Origin of the sequence: Paenibacillus sp. FSL P4-0113, assembly GCF_038009305.1 — a bacterium.
Lineage (GTDB): Bacteria > Bacillota > Bacilli > Paenibacillales > Paenibacillaceae > Paenibacillus > Paenibacillus polymyxa_D.
The window spans coordinates 2,199,381-2,217,589 of the sequence record NZ_JBBPAZ010000001.1 but is presented as its reverse complement, the minus strand read 5'-3'; the positions used below and the strand labels follow the sequence as shown (position 1 = coordinate 2,217,589).

At 47.6% G+C, this 18,209-nt stretch carries 15 protein-coding genes; all 15 read left to right on the top strand.

Annotation, left to right across the window (positions count from 1 at the left end; genetic code table 11):
• Nucleotides 1-2 precede the first annotated feature (2 nt).
• The 15 genes from ispG (at nucleotide 3) to MKX46_RS09135 (ending at nucleotide 18,073) form a co-directional block, all read left to right on the top strand.
• Entirely contained in the window at nucleotides 3-1,121 is a 1,119-nt protein-coding gene (gene ispG / locus MKX46_RS09205; RefSeq protein WP_025718670.1) for a flavodoxin-dependent (E)-4-hydroxy-3-methylbut-2-enyl-diphosphate synthase, read from the top strand.
• Nucleotides 1,122-1,339: 218 nt separating this feature from the next.
• Nucleotides 1,340-3,067 carry an ATP-dependent protease LonB gene (lonB, locus tag MKX46_RS09200; protein WP_029518404.1) on the top strand — a complete coding sequence of 576 codons (1,728 nt, stop codon included), beginning with the start codon at nucleotides 1,340-1,342 and terminating at the stop codon, nucleotides 3,065-3,067.
• A 110-nt stretch (nucleotides 3,068-3,177) separates the two neighbouring features.
• A complete protein-coding gene (gene lon, locus MKX46_RS09195) occupies nucleotides 3,178-5,514 on the top strand; it encodes an endopeptidase La (RefSeq protein WP_023989969.1) in 2,337 nt (778 codons plus the stop codon).
• An 18-nt stretch (nucleotides 5,515-5,532) separates the two neighbouring features.
• On the top strand, nucleotides 5,533-6,144 hold the full coding sequence (yihA, locus tag MKX46_RS09190; protein WP_029518405.1) for a ribosome biogenesis GTP-binding protein YihA/YsxC: 612 nt from the start codon (nucleotides 5,533-5,535) through the stop codon (nucleotides 6,142-6,144).
• A 287-nt stretch (nucleotides 6,145-6,431) separates the two neighbouring features.
• Nucleotides 6,432-7,019 carry a hypothetical protein gene (locus MKX46_RS09185; protein WP_029518406.1) on the top strand — a complete coding sequence of 196 codons (588 nt, stop codon included), beginning with the start codon at nucleotides 6,432-6,434 and terminating at the stop codon, nucleotides 7,017-7,019.
• Between the two features lie 268 nt (nucleotides 7,020-7,287).
• Entirely contained in the window at nucleotides 7,288-7,686 is a 399-nt protein-coding gene (gene speD / locus MKX46_RS09180) for an adenosylmethionine decarboxylase (RefSeq protein WP_025365654.1), read from the top strand.
• A gap of 246 nt (nucleotides 7,687-7,932) precedes the next feature.
• Nucleotides 7,933-9,327 (top strand): glutamyl-tRNA reductase, encoded by a 1,395-nt coding sequence (gene hemA / locus MKX46_RS09175; protein ID WP_029518407.1) that lies wholly within the window; start codon nucleotides 7,933-7,935, stop codon nucleotides 9,325-9,327.
• A gap of 16 nt (nucleotides 9,328-9,343) precedes the next feature.
• Nucleotides 9,344-10,171 carry a cytochrome c biogenesis protein CcsA gene (ccsA, locus tag MKX46_RS09170; RefSeq protein ID WP_029518408.1) on the top strand — a complete coding sequence of 276 codons (828 nt, stop codon included), beginning with the start codon at nucleotides 9,344-9,346 and terminating at the stop codon, nucleotides 10,169-10,171.
• 8 nt (nucleotides 10,172-10,179) lie between these two features.
• Nucleotides 10,180-10,827 (top strand): precorrin-2 dehydrogenase/sirohydrochlorin ferrochelatase family protein, encoded by a 648-nt coding sequence (locus MKX46_RS09165; protein WP_069011260.1) that lies wholly within the window; start codon nucleotides 10,180-10,182, stop codon nucleotides 10,825-10,827.
• A gap of 1 nt (nucleotide 10,828) precedes the next feature.
• A complete protein-coding gene (gene hemC, locus MKX46_RS09160; protein WP_029518410.1) occupies nucleotides 10,829-11,755 on the top strand; it encodes a hydroxymethylbilane synthase in 927 nt (308 codons plus the stop codon).
• Nucleotides 11,756-11,759: 4 nt separating this feature from the next.
• Nucleotides 11,760-13,316, top strand: a complete 1,557-nt coding sequence (gene cobA / locus MKX46_RS09155) for a uroporphyrinogen-III C-methyltransferase (protein WP_209950329.1) — start codon at nucleotides 11,760-11,762, stop codon at nucleotides 13,314-13,316.
• 48 nt (nucleotides 13,317-13,364) lie between these two features.
• A complete protein-coding gene (gene hemB / locus MKX46_RS09150) occupies nucleotides 13,365-14,363 on the top strand; it encodes a porphobilinogen synthase (protein WP_069011262.1) in 999 nt (332 codons plus the stop codon).
• Between the two features lie 30 nt (nucleotides 14,364-14,393).
• Nucleotides 14,394-15,698, top strand: a complete 1,305-nt coding sequence (hemL, locus tag MKX46_RS09145; RefSeq protein ID WP_069011263.1) for a glutamate-1-semialdehyde 2,1-aminomutase — start codon at nucleotides 14,394-14,396, stop codon at nucleotides 15,696-15,698.
• The gene (locus MKX46_RS09140; RefSeq protein WP_209950330.1) at nucleotides 15,695-16,609 is read left to right on the top strand and encodes an RluA family pseudouridine synthase; all 915 of its coding nucleotides are present in this window, start codon (nucleotides 15,695-15,697) and stop codon (nucleotides 16,607-16,609) included. Before hemL ends, MKX46_RS09140 begins: the two co-directional genes overlap by 4 nt.
• Nucleotides 16,610-16,735: 126 nt before the next feature.
• The gene (locus MKX46_RS09135) at nucleotides 16,736-18,073 is read left to right on the top strand and encodes a LysM peptidoglycan-binding domain-containing protein (RefSeq protein ID WP_318628060.1); all 1,338 of its coding nucleotides are present in this window, start codon (nucleotides 16,736-16,738) and stop codon (nucleotides 18,071-18,073) included.
• The last annotated feature ends 136 nt before the right edge of the window (nucleotides 18,074-18,209 follow it).

The following is an 18,209-nucleotide window of genomic DNA, read 5'->3' as shown; positions in this document are numbered from 1 at the left end:
ACATGTTCTTAAGACAAGACACACGTCCCGTTAAAGTCGGGAATCTGACGATTGGCGGCAGCAATGAAGTCATCATCCAAAGCATGTGTACAACTAAAACAGCAGATGTGGAAGCAACTGTAGCCGAGATTCTTCGCTTGGAAGAAGCCGGATGTCAACTGGTGCGGGTTACCGTCAACAATGAGGAAGCTGCCGCAGCCATTAAGGAAATTAAAAAACGGATTCATATTCCGCTAGTTGCAGATATTCACTTTAATCACAAGCTGGCTCTACTGGCAATTGAAAATGGGATTGATAAAGTTCGCATTAATCCAGGTAACATAGGACGACGTGAAAAAGTAGAAGCTGTCGTGAAGGCATGTAAGGAAAAAGGGATTCCGATTCGAATTGGTGTGAATGCCGGGTCATTGGAACAGCATTTACTTGATAAGTATGGCTACCCTACGCCAGAAGCGATGGTAGAAAGTGCGCTGTATCATATCGGGATACTGGAAGAACTTGATTTCCATGACATTATCGTGTCACTGAAGGCGTCTGATGTTCCTATGGCGATTGCTGCTTATACGAAGGCCGCTGAAATTATTAAGTATCCGCTCCATCTGGGTATTACCGAAGCGGGTACACTCTTTACGGGTACAGTTAAAAGCGCGGCAGGTATGGGCGCTTTGCTAGCATCAGGCATCGGCTCCACAATGCGTATTTCACTTAGTGCTGATCCGGTGGAAGAAGTGAAGGTAGCCCGTGAGTTGCTCAAGACGTTTGGATTAATCACAAACGCAGCTACATTGATTTCTTGTCCGACTTGCGGACGTCTGGATATTGATCTGTTCTCTATTGCCAACGAGGTAGAAGACTACATTGCAAAACTCAAGGTACCGATTAAAGTATCAGTACTGGGTTGTGCAGTAAATGGCCCGGGTGAAGCGAAGGAAGCTGATATTGGAATTGCCGGAGCGCGCGGTGAAGGCCTTTTGTTCCGTTATGGAAAAATGATTCGCAAAGTACCTGAGGCTGATATGGTGGACGAATTGAAAAAAGAAATTGATATCATCGTCAAAGCATATGAGGAAACAGGGAAAATACCTGGACGTGAAGAACGTCATACCGCCGAGAAGGTGTAGGCAAAAAGCAGTTATTATAAAGAGGCATAGTCATAATCTATTGTCATCATTTAAACGCCGTGGAGAGCAGCTCTGCTACAGAACTGTTCTTCGCGGTGTTTTTGTATTTCTCTCTGATCTTTTGAAAGACCGCCGTTTAGCTATCGCGGAAAAGGAAATACTGTTTTTCATAGAGCGGCATTTTTAAAATTGCTGAGATGAGAAACGGAGGAAATACGATGGACTTGACTATGATTTTGTTATTGGTGCAAATGTTTTTCGGGATTGTTATTGGTCTGTATTTCTGGAACCTCCTGCGGAGCCAGAAAACGAACCGTAGTGCGGTGGATCGGGAATCCCGCAAGGAATTGGATAAGCTACGCAAATTGCGTTCTATTTCACTTACCAAGCCGTTGGCTGAACGCACACGTCCTGCCACATTACAGGATATCGTGGGTCAGAAGGATGGACTGCGCGCGCTCAAGGCTGCGTTATGTAGTGCGAATCCGCAGCATGTCATTATTTATGGCCCGCCGGGTGTAGGGAAGACAGCTGCTGCACGCGTTGTGCTGGAAGAGGCTAAGAAGAATCTGTCCTCTCCGTTCAAGGGAGACGCCAAATTCACGGAGATTGATGCTACGACGGCCCGCTTTGATGAGCGCGGTATTGCGGACCCGCTGATAGGTTCAGTGCATGATCCAATCTATCAAGGGGCAGGAGCGATGGGGGTAGCGGGTATCCCACAACCTAAACCCGGAGCTGTGACGAAGGCGCATGGGGGGATGCTGTTCATTGATGAGATTGGTGAGCTGCATCCAACGCAGATGAATAAACTCTTGAAAGTACTGGAGGATCGCAAGGTATTTTTGGAGAGTGCGTATTACAACTCGGAAGATTCGAATACTCCTGCTTATATCCACGATATTTTCCAAAACGGTTTGCCAGCCGATTTTCGTTTGGTGGGTGCGACGACCCGTTCGCCGCATGAACTGCCACCTGCGATTCGCTCCCGGTGCATGGAGATTTATTTCCGTGCCTTGCAGCCACAGGAGATTGCTCGTATTGCAGAGGATGCCGTCCACAAGCTAGGCTTTGGCCCTTGTCCTGAGGCGGTAGAAGTTGTACAGCGTTACGCAACGAACGGTCGGGAGGCGGTCAATATGATCCAGCTGGCTGCTGGTTTGGCACTTACCGAGAAAAGGGAATGTCTCAATGCTTCCGACGTCGAATGGGTAGCGGGCAGTAGTCAAATTCAACCGCGTCCTGACCGAAAAATACCAGGCTTGCCGCAAATCGGATTCGTTAACGGATTAGCTGTATATGGCCCGAACATGGGGATGCTGCTTGAAATTGAAGTTACAGCAGTTCCGGTTCCTGAGGGAAAGGGCAGCTATAATATTACGGGGGTTGTGGATGAGGAAGAAATCGGAGGCGGGTCCCGTACACTGCGTCGTAAGAGCATGGCTAAAGGTTCTGTAGAAAATGTTCTAACCGTTTTGCGTACGCTCGGATTGTCTCCGTCGAATTACGATTTGCATATCAATTTTCCTGGGGGTACGCCGGTAGATGGCCCGTCCGCAGGAATTGCGATGGCAACAGCCATTGCTTCCGCGATGCGGGGAATTCCGGTGGATCATGAAATTGCAATGACTGGCGAAATTAGCATCCATGGTCGTGTCAAACCGATTGGTGGTGTATTAGCCAAGGTTGAAGCCGCTTTTCAGGCAGGAGCCAAAAAAGTGATCATTCCGCAGGACAACTGGCAAGCTCTTTTTGACAGCATTGAGGGTTTAAAAGTGATTCCCGTACAGTCGGTTACCGAAGTGTTCCGACATGTGTTCGGGGAAGAGATAACGTCGGATTCGCCTGTACATGCGCCAATTGAGACTTTTCGCCCATCCCAATCTTCCTTGTTACAGGCTGATGGAACGCATAACGGGACGATATCAGATACAGGATCTTGCTGATGAACCACCCTTTCATTGGTTTTTTCATAAAACATTTGATAAAATATGAAAGATAACAACTTGAGGATTGTAAAATCCGGAACCTGAGAATCACTGGAGGTGCGAAAGCGATGGGACCCACCAAGACAAAAGGTCGTCGTTTTCCTTTGCTGCCTTTAAGAGGGCTTCTGGTCTACCCGAGTATGGTTCTGCATCTCGATGTGGGCCGGGAAAAATCGGTCAAGGCTTTGGAAAAAGCGATGGTTGAAGACAATTTGATTCTCCTGTGTTCTCAATCAGAAGTAAATATTGAAGAACCTACACAAGAGGACATCTTTCGAGTCGGCACGGTAGCCAAGGTACGCCAGATGCTCAAACTTCCTAATGGAACCATTCGAGTATTGGTGGAAGGGCTGGAACGGGCCGAGATTATTCAATATACGGACAATGAAGAATATTACGAGGTAATGGCGAAGGAGCTGCACGAGGCAGAAAACGTACAGCCTGAGACGGATGCGCTAATGCGCACTGTATTAACTCAGTTCGAGCATTATATCAACTTGTCCAAAAAGGTAACACCGGAGACTCTCGCTGCGGTATCGGATATTGAGGAGCCGGGACGGCTAGCAGACGTAATCACAAGTCATTTGACGCTCAAAATTAAGGAAAAGCAGGATATACTGGAGACGATCGACGTTACTCAGCGTCTGGAGAAGCTTCTGGATATTTTGAACAATGAGCGTGAAGTACTGGAGCTGGAACGTAAAATCAACCAGCGTGTGAAGAAGCAGATGGAAAAGACGCAGAAGGAGTATTATCTGCGTGAACAAATGAAGGCAATTCAGAAGGAACTTGGCGAGAAGGAAGGTCGCGCGGGAGAAGTTGAAGAACTGCGCAACCAGCTAAGTGAACTAGAGTTGCCTGTTCCGGTGAAGGAGAAGGTCGAAAAGGAAATCGATCGTCTGGAAAAAATGCCGGCAAGCTCTGCCGAGGGTGGCGTCATCCGTAATTATGTGGATTGGTTGTTAAGCTTGCCATGGAACAAGTTTACCGATGATGATCTGGATATCGTCAAAGCTGAAGAGGTACTTAATAACGACCACTACGGATTGGATAAACCCAAGGAGCGTGTATTGGAGTATTTGGCTGTACGCAAGCTGGTGAAGACCATTAAGGGACCGATTCTGTGTCTCGTGGGTCCGCCAGGGGTCGGCAAGACCTCGTTGGCCCGTTCGATTGCCAAATCCATGGGTCGGGAATTTGTCCGCATCTCTCTCGGAGGTGTGCGGGATGAAGCGGAAATCCGTGGTCACCGTCGGACTTATGTTGGTGCGATGCCAGGGCGGATCATTCAGGGGATGAAGACCGCAGGAACGTCTAATCCAGTATTTTTGCTGGATGAGATTGATAAAATGGCTTCCGATTTTCGAGGAGATCCATCGGCGGCATTGCTCGAAGTGCTTGATCCTGAACAAAACAATACGTTCAGTGACCATTTTGTTGAGCTGCCGTTTGACCTGTCCAATGTGATGTTTGTAACGACAGCCAATGCTGCACACAACATCCCGCGTCCGCTAATGGACCGCATGGAGACGCTCTATATTCCTGGCTACACCGAACTGGAGAAGCTGGAAATCGCCAATCGGTACCTATTGCCCAAGCAGAAGAGAGAGCATGGCTTGGACGAGGAACAACTGGTTATCGGGGAGGATACGCTACTGCGTGTCATTCGCGAATATACGCGTGAATCTGGTGTGCGGAATCTTGAGCAGCAAATGGCTTCTCTGTGCCGCAAGGCGGCGAAGTCCGTTGTATCTGGTGGCGAAGGACCAATTCAAATCACACCGGATAATCTGAAGGATTATCTGGGTATCGCTAAATTCCGTTACGGTGTTGCAGAACTGGAGGATCAGATCGGTACGGTTACAGGCTTGGCATGGACAGAGGTCGGTGGTGAAACACTGATGATTGAAGTGACGGTCGTACCTGGTAGTGGTAAACTGATTCTTACGGGTAAACTGGGAGACGTTATGAAGGAATCTGCACAGGCGGCATTCAGCTACACCCGTTCCAAAGCAGTTGATCTGGGCATTGAACTAGACTTTTATGAGAAAAATGATATCCACATTCATATTCCTGAGGGTGCGATTCCGAAGGATGGTCCATCTGCGGGAATTACTATTGCTACCGCGTTAATTTCAGCTTTGACCAACCGTCATGTATCCAAGGATGTGGCTATGACGGGCGAAATTACTCTACGCGGCCGTGTATTGCCGATTGGTGGTTTAAAAGAGAAGTCGCTGGCTGCCCACCGGGCAGGCTACAAAAAAATTCTGCTTCCCAAAGATAATGAACGGGATTTAAAGGATATTCCCGACAGTATCCGGCAGGATGTTGAATTTGTCCCCGTTGCCCATATGGATCAGGTGCTAAAGCATGCTTTGGTTGAGCAGGCAAGGGTACATTAGAGAGGAATTAAGGACACAATGAAAGTAACAAAAGCAGAATTTATAATAAGTGCGGTTGGTCCCGATCAGTTTCCTGTGGACGCTTTGCCAGAGATTGCTCTGGCGGGGCGCTCCAATGTAGGAAAGTCTTCATTGATTAATCGGTTGATTAACCGTAAAAATTTGGCGCGTACCAGTTCTACGCCAGGTAAAACCCAGCAACTCAATTATTACCGGATTAATGATGATCTCTATTTTGTCGATTTTCCCGGTTACGGTTACGCCAAGGTATCCAAAACGTCCCGCAAGGCTTGGGGGCAGATGATTGAGTCTTATTTGCTGGAGCGTGAGCCACTCAAACTGGTGCTTCAAATGGTAGATTTGCGCCATCCGCCGTCCAAGGACGATATCATGATGTATGATTGGCTGCGTCATAACGGGCTTCCCGTATGTGTAGTAGGCACGAAGGCAGATAAAATCCCTAAAACGCGGCGAGAAAAGCATTACAAGGTAATCAAGCAGGAACTCGGAATACTTCCCGGGGGATTGTTTATCCCCTTTTCATCCGAAGAAGGTATGGGCAAGGAAGAGCTGTGGTCTGTCATCTCCAGCTATATAGAGAATGACGAAGAAGAGCAGACGGAATTGTAAGGCTAGGGACGTCCTTGAGGACGTCCTTTTTTCATGGTTCGGGCTTCAAAAAAATAAACTTACTAAATAGGTGGGAATAATATATAATAACAAAAAGAACTCGTGGATTTTAAGCCGAAAAGTGAGTATATGGGGGATAATGCAGTCTCAACCCCATCATTTTCCGTTTATTTCCGATGTATGGCGGGAATTTATGATTTGATGTGCAAGAAAAGCACTTTAGGTCTGATGTATAATAAATTTAAAGCTTAAACTTATAGGTTCAGGAAAGAATTGAGGAGATGGGTATGGCTCAGCGGTTAGCCACAGAGTATGTTAAAACCACTTTGACCTTGTCGGAAACCCAAATGGACGAATTTTTGCGGGCAGTGGATGATCCCCAGGTGCATTACTATATTAAAGTTCTAGATAACGGAAGACAGGAAATCGTTCTGGAGCATAGTGCGGGTGAGGAAGTTCATTTGTTTTTTGAAGCCAAAGAGGGAGCGTTTGTGTGTGAATTGACTTGTCGCTTAATTCATCCGCAACTAACCCTGTTTATACGCAAACTTTTTGTTCGTTTTAAGGGCGAAGGCATCGTTTACCGAATGTATCAAGGATTCACTATGGTGTATTTTTATAATGAAGGTACGGTTCGTAAAATTATGGAGAAGAATGCCGGAGGTTCCAGGCTGGTATTCGAATATAAAAATACGGTGCAGGAATTGCAACAGCTTTTTCAGCATCAGAACGTCGAAAATGAAATATCTGACGTATATCATCTCATTAATTCGTTGCTTGACCAGCGGAATTTGGCGCGTACTTTCTCGGAGTTGGAACAGATTGACCACAAGCTTCGAATGAGTTGCTCAAAATTATTTGCACTGGAAGCTTAATAAGGCATGAATATATGGAATGAATCGTTATGCCATGTAGTCCCTTTCTTTACCGAAATAGGCTTTTTTATTCTTAAAAAATGATTGCATTTGCTGCACATAGATGTTATTTTTAATCTCGTTGAAAATGAAATATAGGAACCAGGATTCACTCAGGACATTGAATGTTGCGAGAGGTTATTCCCTCGGGAAGTGAATGACGTAGGTCCTAGCGGATGAAATTTTTCCAAACATTTTATTCCTAGGAAGGGGGAACCGAAAGATGGAATTGGAGTACTCAACTTTCGGAAGACACGTTGCCGTAGATACTTGGGGTGTTGAGTTTGAATTACTGAATGATGCGCAGTTTTTGGAGGCTCAATTAGTTGAAGCAGCTGAAGCTTGCGGAGCAACGGTGATGTCCGTTCAATCCAAGCAGTTCGAACCACAGGGAGCTACCGTGCTTGTACTGTTGTCGGAGAGTCATCTCTCTATTCATACGTATCCTGAGAGAGGGTTTGCCGCTATTGATTGTTATACTTGCGGTGAGACTGTCGATCCGCAGCTGGCTATTGATTACCTGGTATCCGTTCTAAAACCGAAAAAAACATATGCGAAAAAGCTGATTCGCGGCTTGGGAGAACTTCAGGTGGAATCACCAGAGTGCAAGCTGGCTGAGTTAGTGTAAATCGTTTTTTATGGAGCCGTTTGTGCGTCCTATATTATAGCCATGGAACATTTCCATGGTTATTTGTTTTAAAAGTGGTCTACACTAAATCAAATCATACAGAACGTGCTGGTTTCATGAAAGCTATTCAATTTTCATAAACAATTCATAAAACAGCCGGAGGAGATTCGGACTTCTGTGATATAATTAACATAGTTTATGATAACAGTGGTTATTCTTATTACAGTTTAGGCAGGTGAATTTGCAATGCACATCGTCGTTGTTGGGTTGAATTATCGTACGGCGCCTGTGGAAGTCAGAGAGCGTTTTACATTTGCAGAACAAGATTTGCCAAAAGCGCTGGAGCAACTCAAACTTACCAAAAGTGTGTTGGAGGGCGTAGTTGTCGCAACCTGCAATCGGACTGAAATATATGTTGTAGTGGACCGCCTTCACATGTGCGGCTATTTTATACGCAGTTTTATGGAGCAATGGTTTGGCATTCCGCGTGATCAATTTACACAACATTTATATATATATGAGGACGAGCAGGCGATTCGGCATTTGTTCCGTGTGACTTGTGGTCTTGATTCTATGGTAATCGGAGAAACACAAATTTTGGGACAGGTAAAGAACGCTTTTCTTCAGGCTCAATCCCAGAAAATTACGGCAACGTGGTTTAATATGTTGTTTAAGCAGGCTGTCACATTGGGCAAGCGTGCCCATTCAGAGACATCTATTGGAGAAAGTGCCGTATCTGTCAGCTATGCAGCAGTTGAGCTAGGCAAACGGATTTTCGGGATGTTTACCGATAAAAAGGTACTGATTCTCGGTGCTGGTAAAATGAGTGAACTTACGGTTAAGCATTTGTACAGCGGCGGAGCAGCCGAGGTTATTGTAGCCAACCGAACCTTGTCCCGTGCGGAAGACCTTGCCTCCAAGTTCCATGGAACGCCGGTTACGATGGAGGAAGGCATGAATCGGTTGGCGGACGTGGATATTGTTATTAGCTCGACAGGTGCCCAGGGGTATATTCTGGATCGGACTCGGGTTGAAGCAAGTATGAAACGTCGACAGTCCCGTCCTTTGTTTATGATTGATATTGCGGTTCCGCGTGATCTCGACCCGGCTATTGGTGAATTACAGAATGTTTTCCTGTACGATATTGATGATCTGGAAGGGATCGTGGAGAGCAATTTGGAAATGCGCCGTACCGAAGCTACAAAAATCGAGCATATGATCGAAGATGAGCTTAGCGAGTTTTATCAATGGTTGAAAACGATGGGAGTGCGTCCGGTGATTCGTGCATTACAGGAAAAAGCGGAGTCTGTACATCAGGATACGTTGGAAAGCTTGTTCAATAAGCTTCCCGAGCTGGATGAACGGCAACGCAAAGTGATTAGCCGTTTGACGAAGAGCATGCTGAACCAGATGATGCATGATCCGATCAATCGGGTAAAGGAACTGGCTGTCCAAAAACAGGGGAATGAGGCCCTGGACATGTTTAGCCACATTTTTGCTCTGGAGGATCGTTTGGATGACGCCGCTCAGAAAGTAGATAAAAGCGATGCATCTGCGTTAATAAAACCGGAAGCCGGTGTTCATGAAAAAACCGTTCAGGCTCAGGCTTTGCCAGCGTCGTTTGCGCCGGCCAGCCTGTAAAAGTGGGTGAACAGACGTGGCTTCAGGCATGCTTATATATGATTCAATGATTTATGTTTTTGCCCTGAGCCTTCTGTTTGTATTCTCGGATGGGATTCGTCGCAATGCGAATGCTAAACGGACAGGTACAGGGCTTCTTGTTGTCGTTCTGGTGCTCCAGCTTGCTTATATGGGGATAAGAACCTGGAATGAAGGGCACCTTCCTATTTTCGTGACCTACGATTTTCTATTTCTGTTTTCAGTTATTTTAGTGCTGATTTCTTTGATTTTGACACGTTATCAGCGTTCCGAATTTGCGGTATTGCTGCTTAATATTATTAGTTTTGCAGTGCTGGTGCTCAACAATATATGGATGGAGCCTCTCGACAATCCACTTGGAAATTGGCATACCGTGCATGGGCTGCTCCTGATTCATATTGCGCTGGCTAATCTTGGTTTTGTAGCGATGACGGTAGCAGCTGTATTTTCGGGGTTATATCTGTTTTTGCATCGTAAATTGAAAGTAAAGAAATGGAATGACACGATCAGACGCCTGCCAAGTCTGGAAATGATGGATCGGTATACGCATATGGCGCTGTTGATTGGTACTCCTTTGCTGGGAGTCTCTATTGTAGTTGCCGTTATTTCTATTATTGCTGAGGAACGCTGGCTTCTCTTGCTAGATACCAAGGTGCTGATGACAGCGATTGCCCTGTGTGTGTATATTATATTTTTAGTGAGCAAAAGATTGAATCAGCGTTCAGGGCTTGTGATGGCAAAGTGGGCATTGGTGGGCTACACGCTATTGATTCTTAATTTTTTGCTGAATTCCTGGTCTGTATTTCATCAGTGGACGGGAGAGTGAAAAGCCATTTGCAGCATTTTGTCCCGATTTCGTTGAATTGTAACAATAAGATCTGTTGTATTGTAGGCGGCGGCAGGATTGCGGAACGAAAGGTTAAGGGGATGATGGAAAGTGGGGCGTCCATTACCCTCATTAGCCCGAATATAACGCCGGATTTACAGGTCCTGGCCGATCACAAGCAGCTCCACTGGGTAAATCGCGTATATCGCGAGGGTGACCTCCAGGGAGCCTTTCTTGTATATGCCGCTACGAACCAGAGAGAAGTGAATAATAAGGTTGCGCATGAGGCCAGACAAAGGGGTATACTGGTAAATGTGGCGGATCGCTCGGAAGAGGGAGATTTTATAACGCCGGGCATCATCCGACGAGGGAGACTGACGATTAGTATCTCTACAGAAGGGGCAGGCCCCGCTGTGACCGCTGATATTACATCAGCCTTGGATACGTTGTTTGGTAGCGAATACGAGCCATATCTGGATTTCATGCACGATATGCGACAGATCATCAAACGTAAGATAAGTTCCCCACAGCAAAGGACTAAACTACTGAGGCGCTTGGCGAGTAGCGGAATTTTGGATCAAATACGCCGTCATGAATTTATGGCTTGGACCGAACAACAAATAGACCTGTGGATTGCGCAAAATCAGGAGGAATAACATGCGAACAATTGTGGTAGGCAGCAGACAGAGTGCGCTGGCGTTAACTCAGACCGGGCATGTCATTGAAGATTTGAACGCGCTATGCGCGGAGCATGGAATGGATTTGCAATTTGTCGTAAAGAAAATCCTGACCAAGGGTGATCGAATATTGGATGTAACCTTGTCCAAAGTGGGTGGCAAAGGGCTTTTTGTCAAAGAGATTGAACAGGCCATGCTGGCTGGTGAGATTGATATGGCAGTACATAGTATGAAGGATATGCCTTCCGAATTGCCGGAAGGGCTTGTCAACGGCGCTGTACCGCGTCGTGAGGATCCACGTGATTGCCTGATCACATTGGGCGCCGAGAGCCTGGAGGAATTGCCTCAAGGGGCAAAGGTGGGCACGAGTAGCCTGCGCAGAGCCAGTCAAATCAAGTCCATGCGACCTGATCTACAATTGGAGCCTGTGCGTGGGAATATTGATTCCCGTCTGAAAAAGCTGGAGACGGAAGGTTTTGACGCTATCATTTTGGCGGCAGCAGGTTTGCATCGGATGGGCTGGAAAGATCGAATTACATCCTATATACCGGAAGAAGACTGTTTGCCGGCGGTTGGGCAGGGAGCGCTGGGTATTGAATGTCGCGCGAGTGATGAAGAGCTATTGGCCTTGCTGCGCCTTTACAACGACCGGGATACCTCGGCTACCGTTGCGGCAGAACGAACCTTTTTGGGCGTGTTAAATGGGGGGTGCCAAGTGCCGATCGGGGCTCATGCCGTCTGGGCTGGTCAAGAAATCAGCCTTACGGGCATGGTAGGCTCGCCAGATGGCGAGGTTATTTTGAAGGAAACGCTCCAGGGAAATGATCCGCAAAAGCTGGGAGAAGCGGTGGCGGCCAGTTTGATAGCCAAAGGAGCAGAACAGATTCTGGCGCAGGTGAGGGGATGATAGCATGGCAGGAAAAGTATATTTGGTAGGTGCAGGACCCGGAGACGCAAGATTAATTACGGTCAAGGGTTGGGAATGCATTCAATTGGGCGATGTCATTGTGTACGACAGACTGGCAAGCCCGCGCCTCTTGGGATTGATGAAGCCAGGGGCCCAAAAAATATATGTTGGAAAGTTGCCAGATCGTCACACTATGAAGCAAGAGGAAATTAATCAGCTGTTGGTGGATTTGGCCTTGGAAGGAAAAACAGTTGTTCGTCTTAAAGGGGGAGACCCTACTATATTTGGACGAGTCGGCGAGGAAGCCGGGCTACTGCGTAAACATGGTATTTCCTATGAAATTATACCCGGCATCACATCAGCAATCAGTGTGCCCGCCTATGCGGGGATTCCAGTCACACACCGGGATATGGCCTCATCGCTATCTATCATTACAGGTCATGAAAGTCCGGATAAACTCGACAAAAGTATTCATTGGGATAAAGTGACGAACGCAACGGGCACACTGATCTTTATGATGGGTGTAGCAAAGATTGGCTATATCAGTGAACAGCTGATAAAACACGGCAAGCCATCAAATACTCCTGTTGCCTTGATCCGCTGGGGAACCCGTGCCGAGCAGGATACGCTGGTGGGTACGCTTGCGGATATTGAAGCTAAGGTGAAGGCTGCGAATTTTCAGCCTCCCGCCGTCATCGTTGTCGGAGAAGTGGTCAATCAACGTGAACAGTTAAAATGGGCTGAGGACATGCCTTTGTTTGGCAAGCGAATTTTGGTTACTCGCGCGCGTGCGCAGGCCAGCAGTCTGGTCCATCGGATAGAAGAGCTTGGTGGCGAGCCTTATGAATTTCCAGTTATTCAGACGGTCGCCCCTTCGGACGAGCCAACCAAACAGGAAATTAAAGAGGCATTTGCGCGACTGCCAGAATATGATTGGGTGTTTTTTACCAGCGTTAATGGAGTGGAATACTTTTTCACGCACTTAAAGGAACAGGGAAAGGACGTACGTATGCTGTTCAAAGCGCGTATTGCCGCAGTCGGACCGGCTACAGCAGCCGCGCTTCGGACGCACGGAATTGTGGCAGAACAGATCGAGGGCCCATTTCAGGCAGAGGGCTTGCTCGAAGGATTTGAGCAGGATTTGCAGGCAGGGCAGAACGTATTTCTCCCAAGAGGTGATCTAGCTCGGCCGTGGCTGCCAGAAAAGCTGAGGGAGATGGGACTTCATGTGACCGAGGCTGATTTGTATCAAACGGTGCTAGCAGCCAACACACAGGATGATGAACTTCTCAAGCTGCTTCAGGAGCGTGCCATTCATGCGATTACGTTTACCAGTTCCTCAACTGTAACCTTTTTCTTAGAAGCCCTCAGACAAATGGGGATCCATGATCCGGTGTCGCTGCTGGAGGGAGTTACGATTGCTGTGATAGGTCCTTTGACCGGTGAGACAGCTACCCAAGCCGGCTTGACTGTAAGTTTTATGTCAGAGAAGGCGACCATTGAAAGTCTGATCCAATCGTTGTGTGAGTGGAAACGTTCAAGTACTGTTATGACATTATAATTTTTTTGTTTTTACTAATGAATGTATAAAAAATGGAGGTTTGTAATCATGAGTGTTCCTTTTACCAGACATCGCCGTTTGCGCCAGTCGGCTGCAATCCGCAGTATGGTGCGTGAGACCGTATTGAATCCCACTGATTTTATCCAACCGATCTACGTAACATTTGGCACTGGGGTGAAACAGGAAATTAGCTCTATGCCAGGTGTATACCGTTTTTCTCTGGATCGGCTGGAGGAAGAACTGAAAGAGATTAGTGAGCTCGGCATTCCCGCTGTGCTCCTATTTGGCATCCCAGAAACCAAAGACAGCGTAGGGACTTCGGCTTTTGTGGACGATGGTATTGTTCAGGAAGCTACTCGTCTGATCAAGTCGCGTTATCCCGAACTGCTGGTTGTGGCTGACACTTGTTTGTGTGAGTTTACGGACCATGGACACTGCGGTATGGTGCACATGCATGAGCATGATGGTGAGGTATGCGGTGAGGTATTGAATGATGAATCTCTGGAGGTGCTGGTACGTACAGCTGTATCTCAGGCCAGAGCTGGTGCAGATATTATCGCGCCATCTAATATGATGGACGGTTTTGTACAGGCGATTCGGCAGGGGTTGGATCTAGAAGGCTTTTCACATATTCCAATTATGTCGTATTCCGTCAAATATGCGTCTGCTTTTTACGGTCCTTTCCGGGAGGCCGCAGATTCTGCGCCGCAGTTTGGTGACCGCAAATCCTATCAGATGGATCCTGCTAATGCACGTGAAGCATTGCGAGAAGCAGAATCTGATGTGCTGGAGGGGGCAGATATGCTGATGGTGAAGCCTTCCCTTTCTTATCTTGACGTAATGCGCACGATTAAGGATCAATTTGATCTGCCTATGGTGGCTTACAACGTTAGTGGTGAATATGCCATGGTCAAGGCAGCGGCTCTTCAAGGCTGGATTGATGAAAAAGCAATGGTGCTAGAGATTTTGACAAGTATGAAGCGTGCGGGTGCAGATATGATTATTACCTATTCTGCCAAGGATGCGGCAAGATGGTTGAAGCAATAAGTCTATTTTCAGAAGATAGGAGTGGTCAGAATGATCGACGAACAACGAACAGTGCGCAAGGATACGAACTCCAAAGTAGCCTTTGATGAGGCAAAACAATACATTCCGGGTGGCGTAAACAGCCCGGTACGGGCTTTTAAATCTGTTGGAATTACACCTGTGTATATCGACCATGGCGAAGGATCGCGCGTATATGATATTGATGGTCAATCCTATTTAGACTATGTATGTTCATGGGGACCGCTTATTATGGGCCATGCACATCCCGAAGTGGTTAAAGCTTTACAGGCTGCTGTTGTAAAAGGAACCAGCTTCGGCGCACCAACGTTGGCAGAAACCGAAATGGCCAAGCTCGTATGTGAGCGTGTTCCTTCTATGGACATTGTACGTATGGTTAACTCCGGTACTGAGGCGACTATGAGTGCGATTCGACTCGCACGCGGATTTACGAGCCGTAGTAAAATTCTTAAATTTGAGGGATCATATCACGGTCATGCGGACAGCTTGCTGATTAAAGCAGGCTCTGGTGTTGCCACATTAGGCTTGCCCGATAGTCCCGGTGTGCCTGAAGTTGTGGCCACCCATACCATCACTGTCCCTTATAATGATCTAGCTTCGGTGAAGCTAGCTTTTGAGAAATTTGGCGAAGAGATTGCCGCAATTATTGTCGAGCCAGTAGCAGGCAATATGGGAGTTGTACCGCCACAGCCTGGATTTTTGGAAGGTTTGCGTGAGGTAACCCAGCAGTACGGAAGTCTGCTGATTTTTGATGAAGTGATGACTGGATTCCGGGTTGGACTTCATTCGGCTCAAGGTCGCTTTGGTGTGACACCGGATCTTACCTGTTTGGGTAAAGTGATTGGTGGTGGACTCCCTGTAGGTGCTTACGGCGGACGTCGTGATATTCTGGAGCGGATTGCTCCATCGGGGCCCATTTATCAAGCGGGTACGCTTAGCGGAAATCCGCTGGCTATGGCAGCAGGTTATTCGACACTTAAATTACTGACGCCAGAAGTATACGATCGCTTGGAAGAGCGGGCAGCACGACTTCAAGCCGGATTCGAACGTAATGCGAACGAGCTAGGTATCCCTGTCACGATCAATCGCGTGGGTTCCATGGTTTGTCCATTTTTTACAGAAGAAAAGGTTGTCAATTTTGATACAGCTAAAACGAGTAATCAGGACCACTTCCGTCGTTACTTTACTGAAATGGTGAATGAGGGAGTCAGTGTAGCACCATCTCAATTTGAGGGTATGTTTGTATCGGGCGTGCATACGGTAGAGGATATTGATGCCACCATTGAGGCGAACTATCGCGCGCTCAAACGTCTATGAGCTGGCAAGGTGGCTGGAAAAGAAGAGGACCGTGGCTGGAAGTCACGCCAGGACGGGAAATCACAGACGGGGAAAAAAACAGCGCTGATGCTGTAGATCAGTGGTTGCTGAATCGTTTGGAATTACCGGAAAAGCTGTGGCGCAGACTGCGCCATGATAAAGAGATTGAACTTACAGGGGACCGGCTGCGGCTGGCCCTTTTTCCTGTAATGAACCTTGGCATCACCCCTCGCTGGTATGATTTGAAGGTACTGTATGAAGATGATTTTTGCCTGGTAGTACATAAACCAGCAGGTATGGCAGTACATCCGGACGGTGGTGTGCAGGATGGTCCGCTGACGTTGGATCATGCTGTCGCATCCTACTATGAGATGAATGGCATTCATGCGGTGGTACGGCATGTACATCGTCTGGATGTGGATACGACGGGCCCAGTGCTATATGCCAAAAATGAGTTTGCGTTGCTCAAGCTGGACGAGCAAATGAGAGCTAAGGATATCGACCGCCGGTATGTAGCTTTGGTACGAGGGAAAGTACCTCCATCGCTGCGAACGTTGGATTGGCCGATTGGCAAGGACAGGCATCATAAGCAGCGCCGTCGTGTATCTCCGACTGGGCAGAAGGCGGTTACCCATATTGAACTCGGGGAAGTATGGGGAAGCGGTTCAAGTGCAGTGAGTCTCGTATATCTGACGCTGGAGACAGGACGGACGCACCAGATTCGCGTACATCTTAGTCATGCTGGCTACCCGTTGCTTGGGGATGTATTATACGGGGGGCGTGCTACTGATTTTGGCAGGCAGGCGCTACACGGAGAGTGTCTTACCTTCTGTCATCCGCTGAGTGGCGAAACGATTACTGTTGAGGATGCTTGGCCGGATGATTTTCAAAAGCTGCACAAACAGCTATAAAAGATGGCATGCCTTCTATTTTGGCGCATATACTTGAACCTAGAAACGGTTTGCAATATGGAGTTTCCGTGCGCCTGACCAGAAGTCAGAGGATGTGCGGAGACTGCCCAAAGGAGGATGCCATCCTTGAACAAACAACAGAATGATCAGCCGCAAGGCTTGCGTTTTGATATTTATGAACGCATTCATTTGACGGAGGAAGCTGCCGGGATTGCTGAGTTGGAGGAAATCGAGCTTCTGCCACGCATTCAGGTTGTAACCCACGGCGACCATGCCGCTTTGCGAGGGCATTTGCTGCTGGAGGGCGTGTACCGCACACCTGAACAGTTCACGAGCGAGCTTCATCATTTGATCCCTGTGGAAATTACCATTCCGCTAAACCGCGTAGGGAGATTGGAAGATATCTCTGTCGAGATTGAAAATTTTGATGTAGACCTGCTTTCTTTACGTAGTCTAAACATTACAGGCGTTCTTTCTTTGCATGGTGTGGAAAGCTCGCACGCGGAAGAGACGGCGGTCTGGTTGGATGAGGAATTTACCGTAGTGCATGCACCTGAGCATCCGGTTCAATCCCTTTCCGCCGATGAAGAGTATCGTCAGGCAGAGGCCTATTCTACCAATGATTCTACCAATGATTCGACCTCTGATTACGTTACAGATCCTGAAACCTCCTACAGTGTGCCAGTACAACAGGAGTCCGTTTCCTGGGAACAGCTGTCTGAGGACCAAGGGGAACAGCAATCATCGTCGGAACAGCAAGCTTATGAGCCAGCAGTAGATCCTAACCGATTCTATGAGCCTTGGACGGGCAAAGCAGTTGAAGATAACTCTCCCGAGGTCAAACATGAGCATGGGTCTCCGGAAGTGTGGGGATTTCAGCAAAAGGAAGCATGGGCAGGGGGAAATGAGTCCAAAGTATCTTCCGCATCTCCTAATGTAAATTATGACCCTTTGCTGTCTGAACCGCATCCTGCTACGGAGTCCGAGGTCTATCTGGAGCCACAGTTGGAAGCGAGTCAAGTAGATAGCTTCGACTTCAGGCCTGAAGCGTCAGAACAGGTGAATCACGAGGCCCATGACACTTTTACTGAGGATAAGCCAGAGATGCGTGTGGCGCTTAACAGTAAAAAGGATGAAGAGGCAGACGAGCCAGACCCGGTTGTCTACTCATCATTGCTCCAATCCAGCCGTTCGGTGAAAGAAGCGGAATACCAGCAGCAATTGGAGCAGGAGCCGCAGGATCAGAAAGCCGAAGAAGAGCGGGAGAATGCCAAGTGGAAGAACCTTTTTTTTCATACACAAGATGAAACACCTTTTCGTAAGGTGCGGTTATGCATAGTACAGCGCGAGGATACACTGGAAACCATAGCTGACCGTTATCAGCTCAGCACGCGTGAGCTTCAACTGTATAACAGATTGGCGGAGCATCATGTGGAAGAAGGACAGGTATTGTACATCCCTTGATCCGGTTGCTGAAAAATGCACAGCGGGTGTTGACTATAGTCAATGGGAAATGTATGATGTGGTATAGTTATTGAAAGACTGAGATCGGGAAGAGTAGGCAGCAAGCCCTTCAGAGAGTGGAATTGCAGCGCTGTGA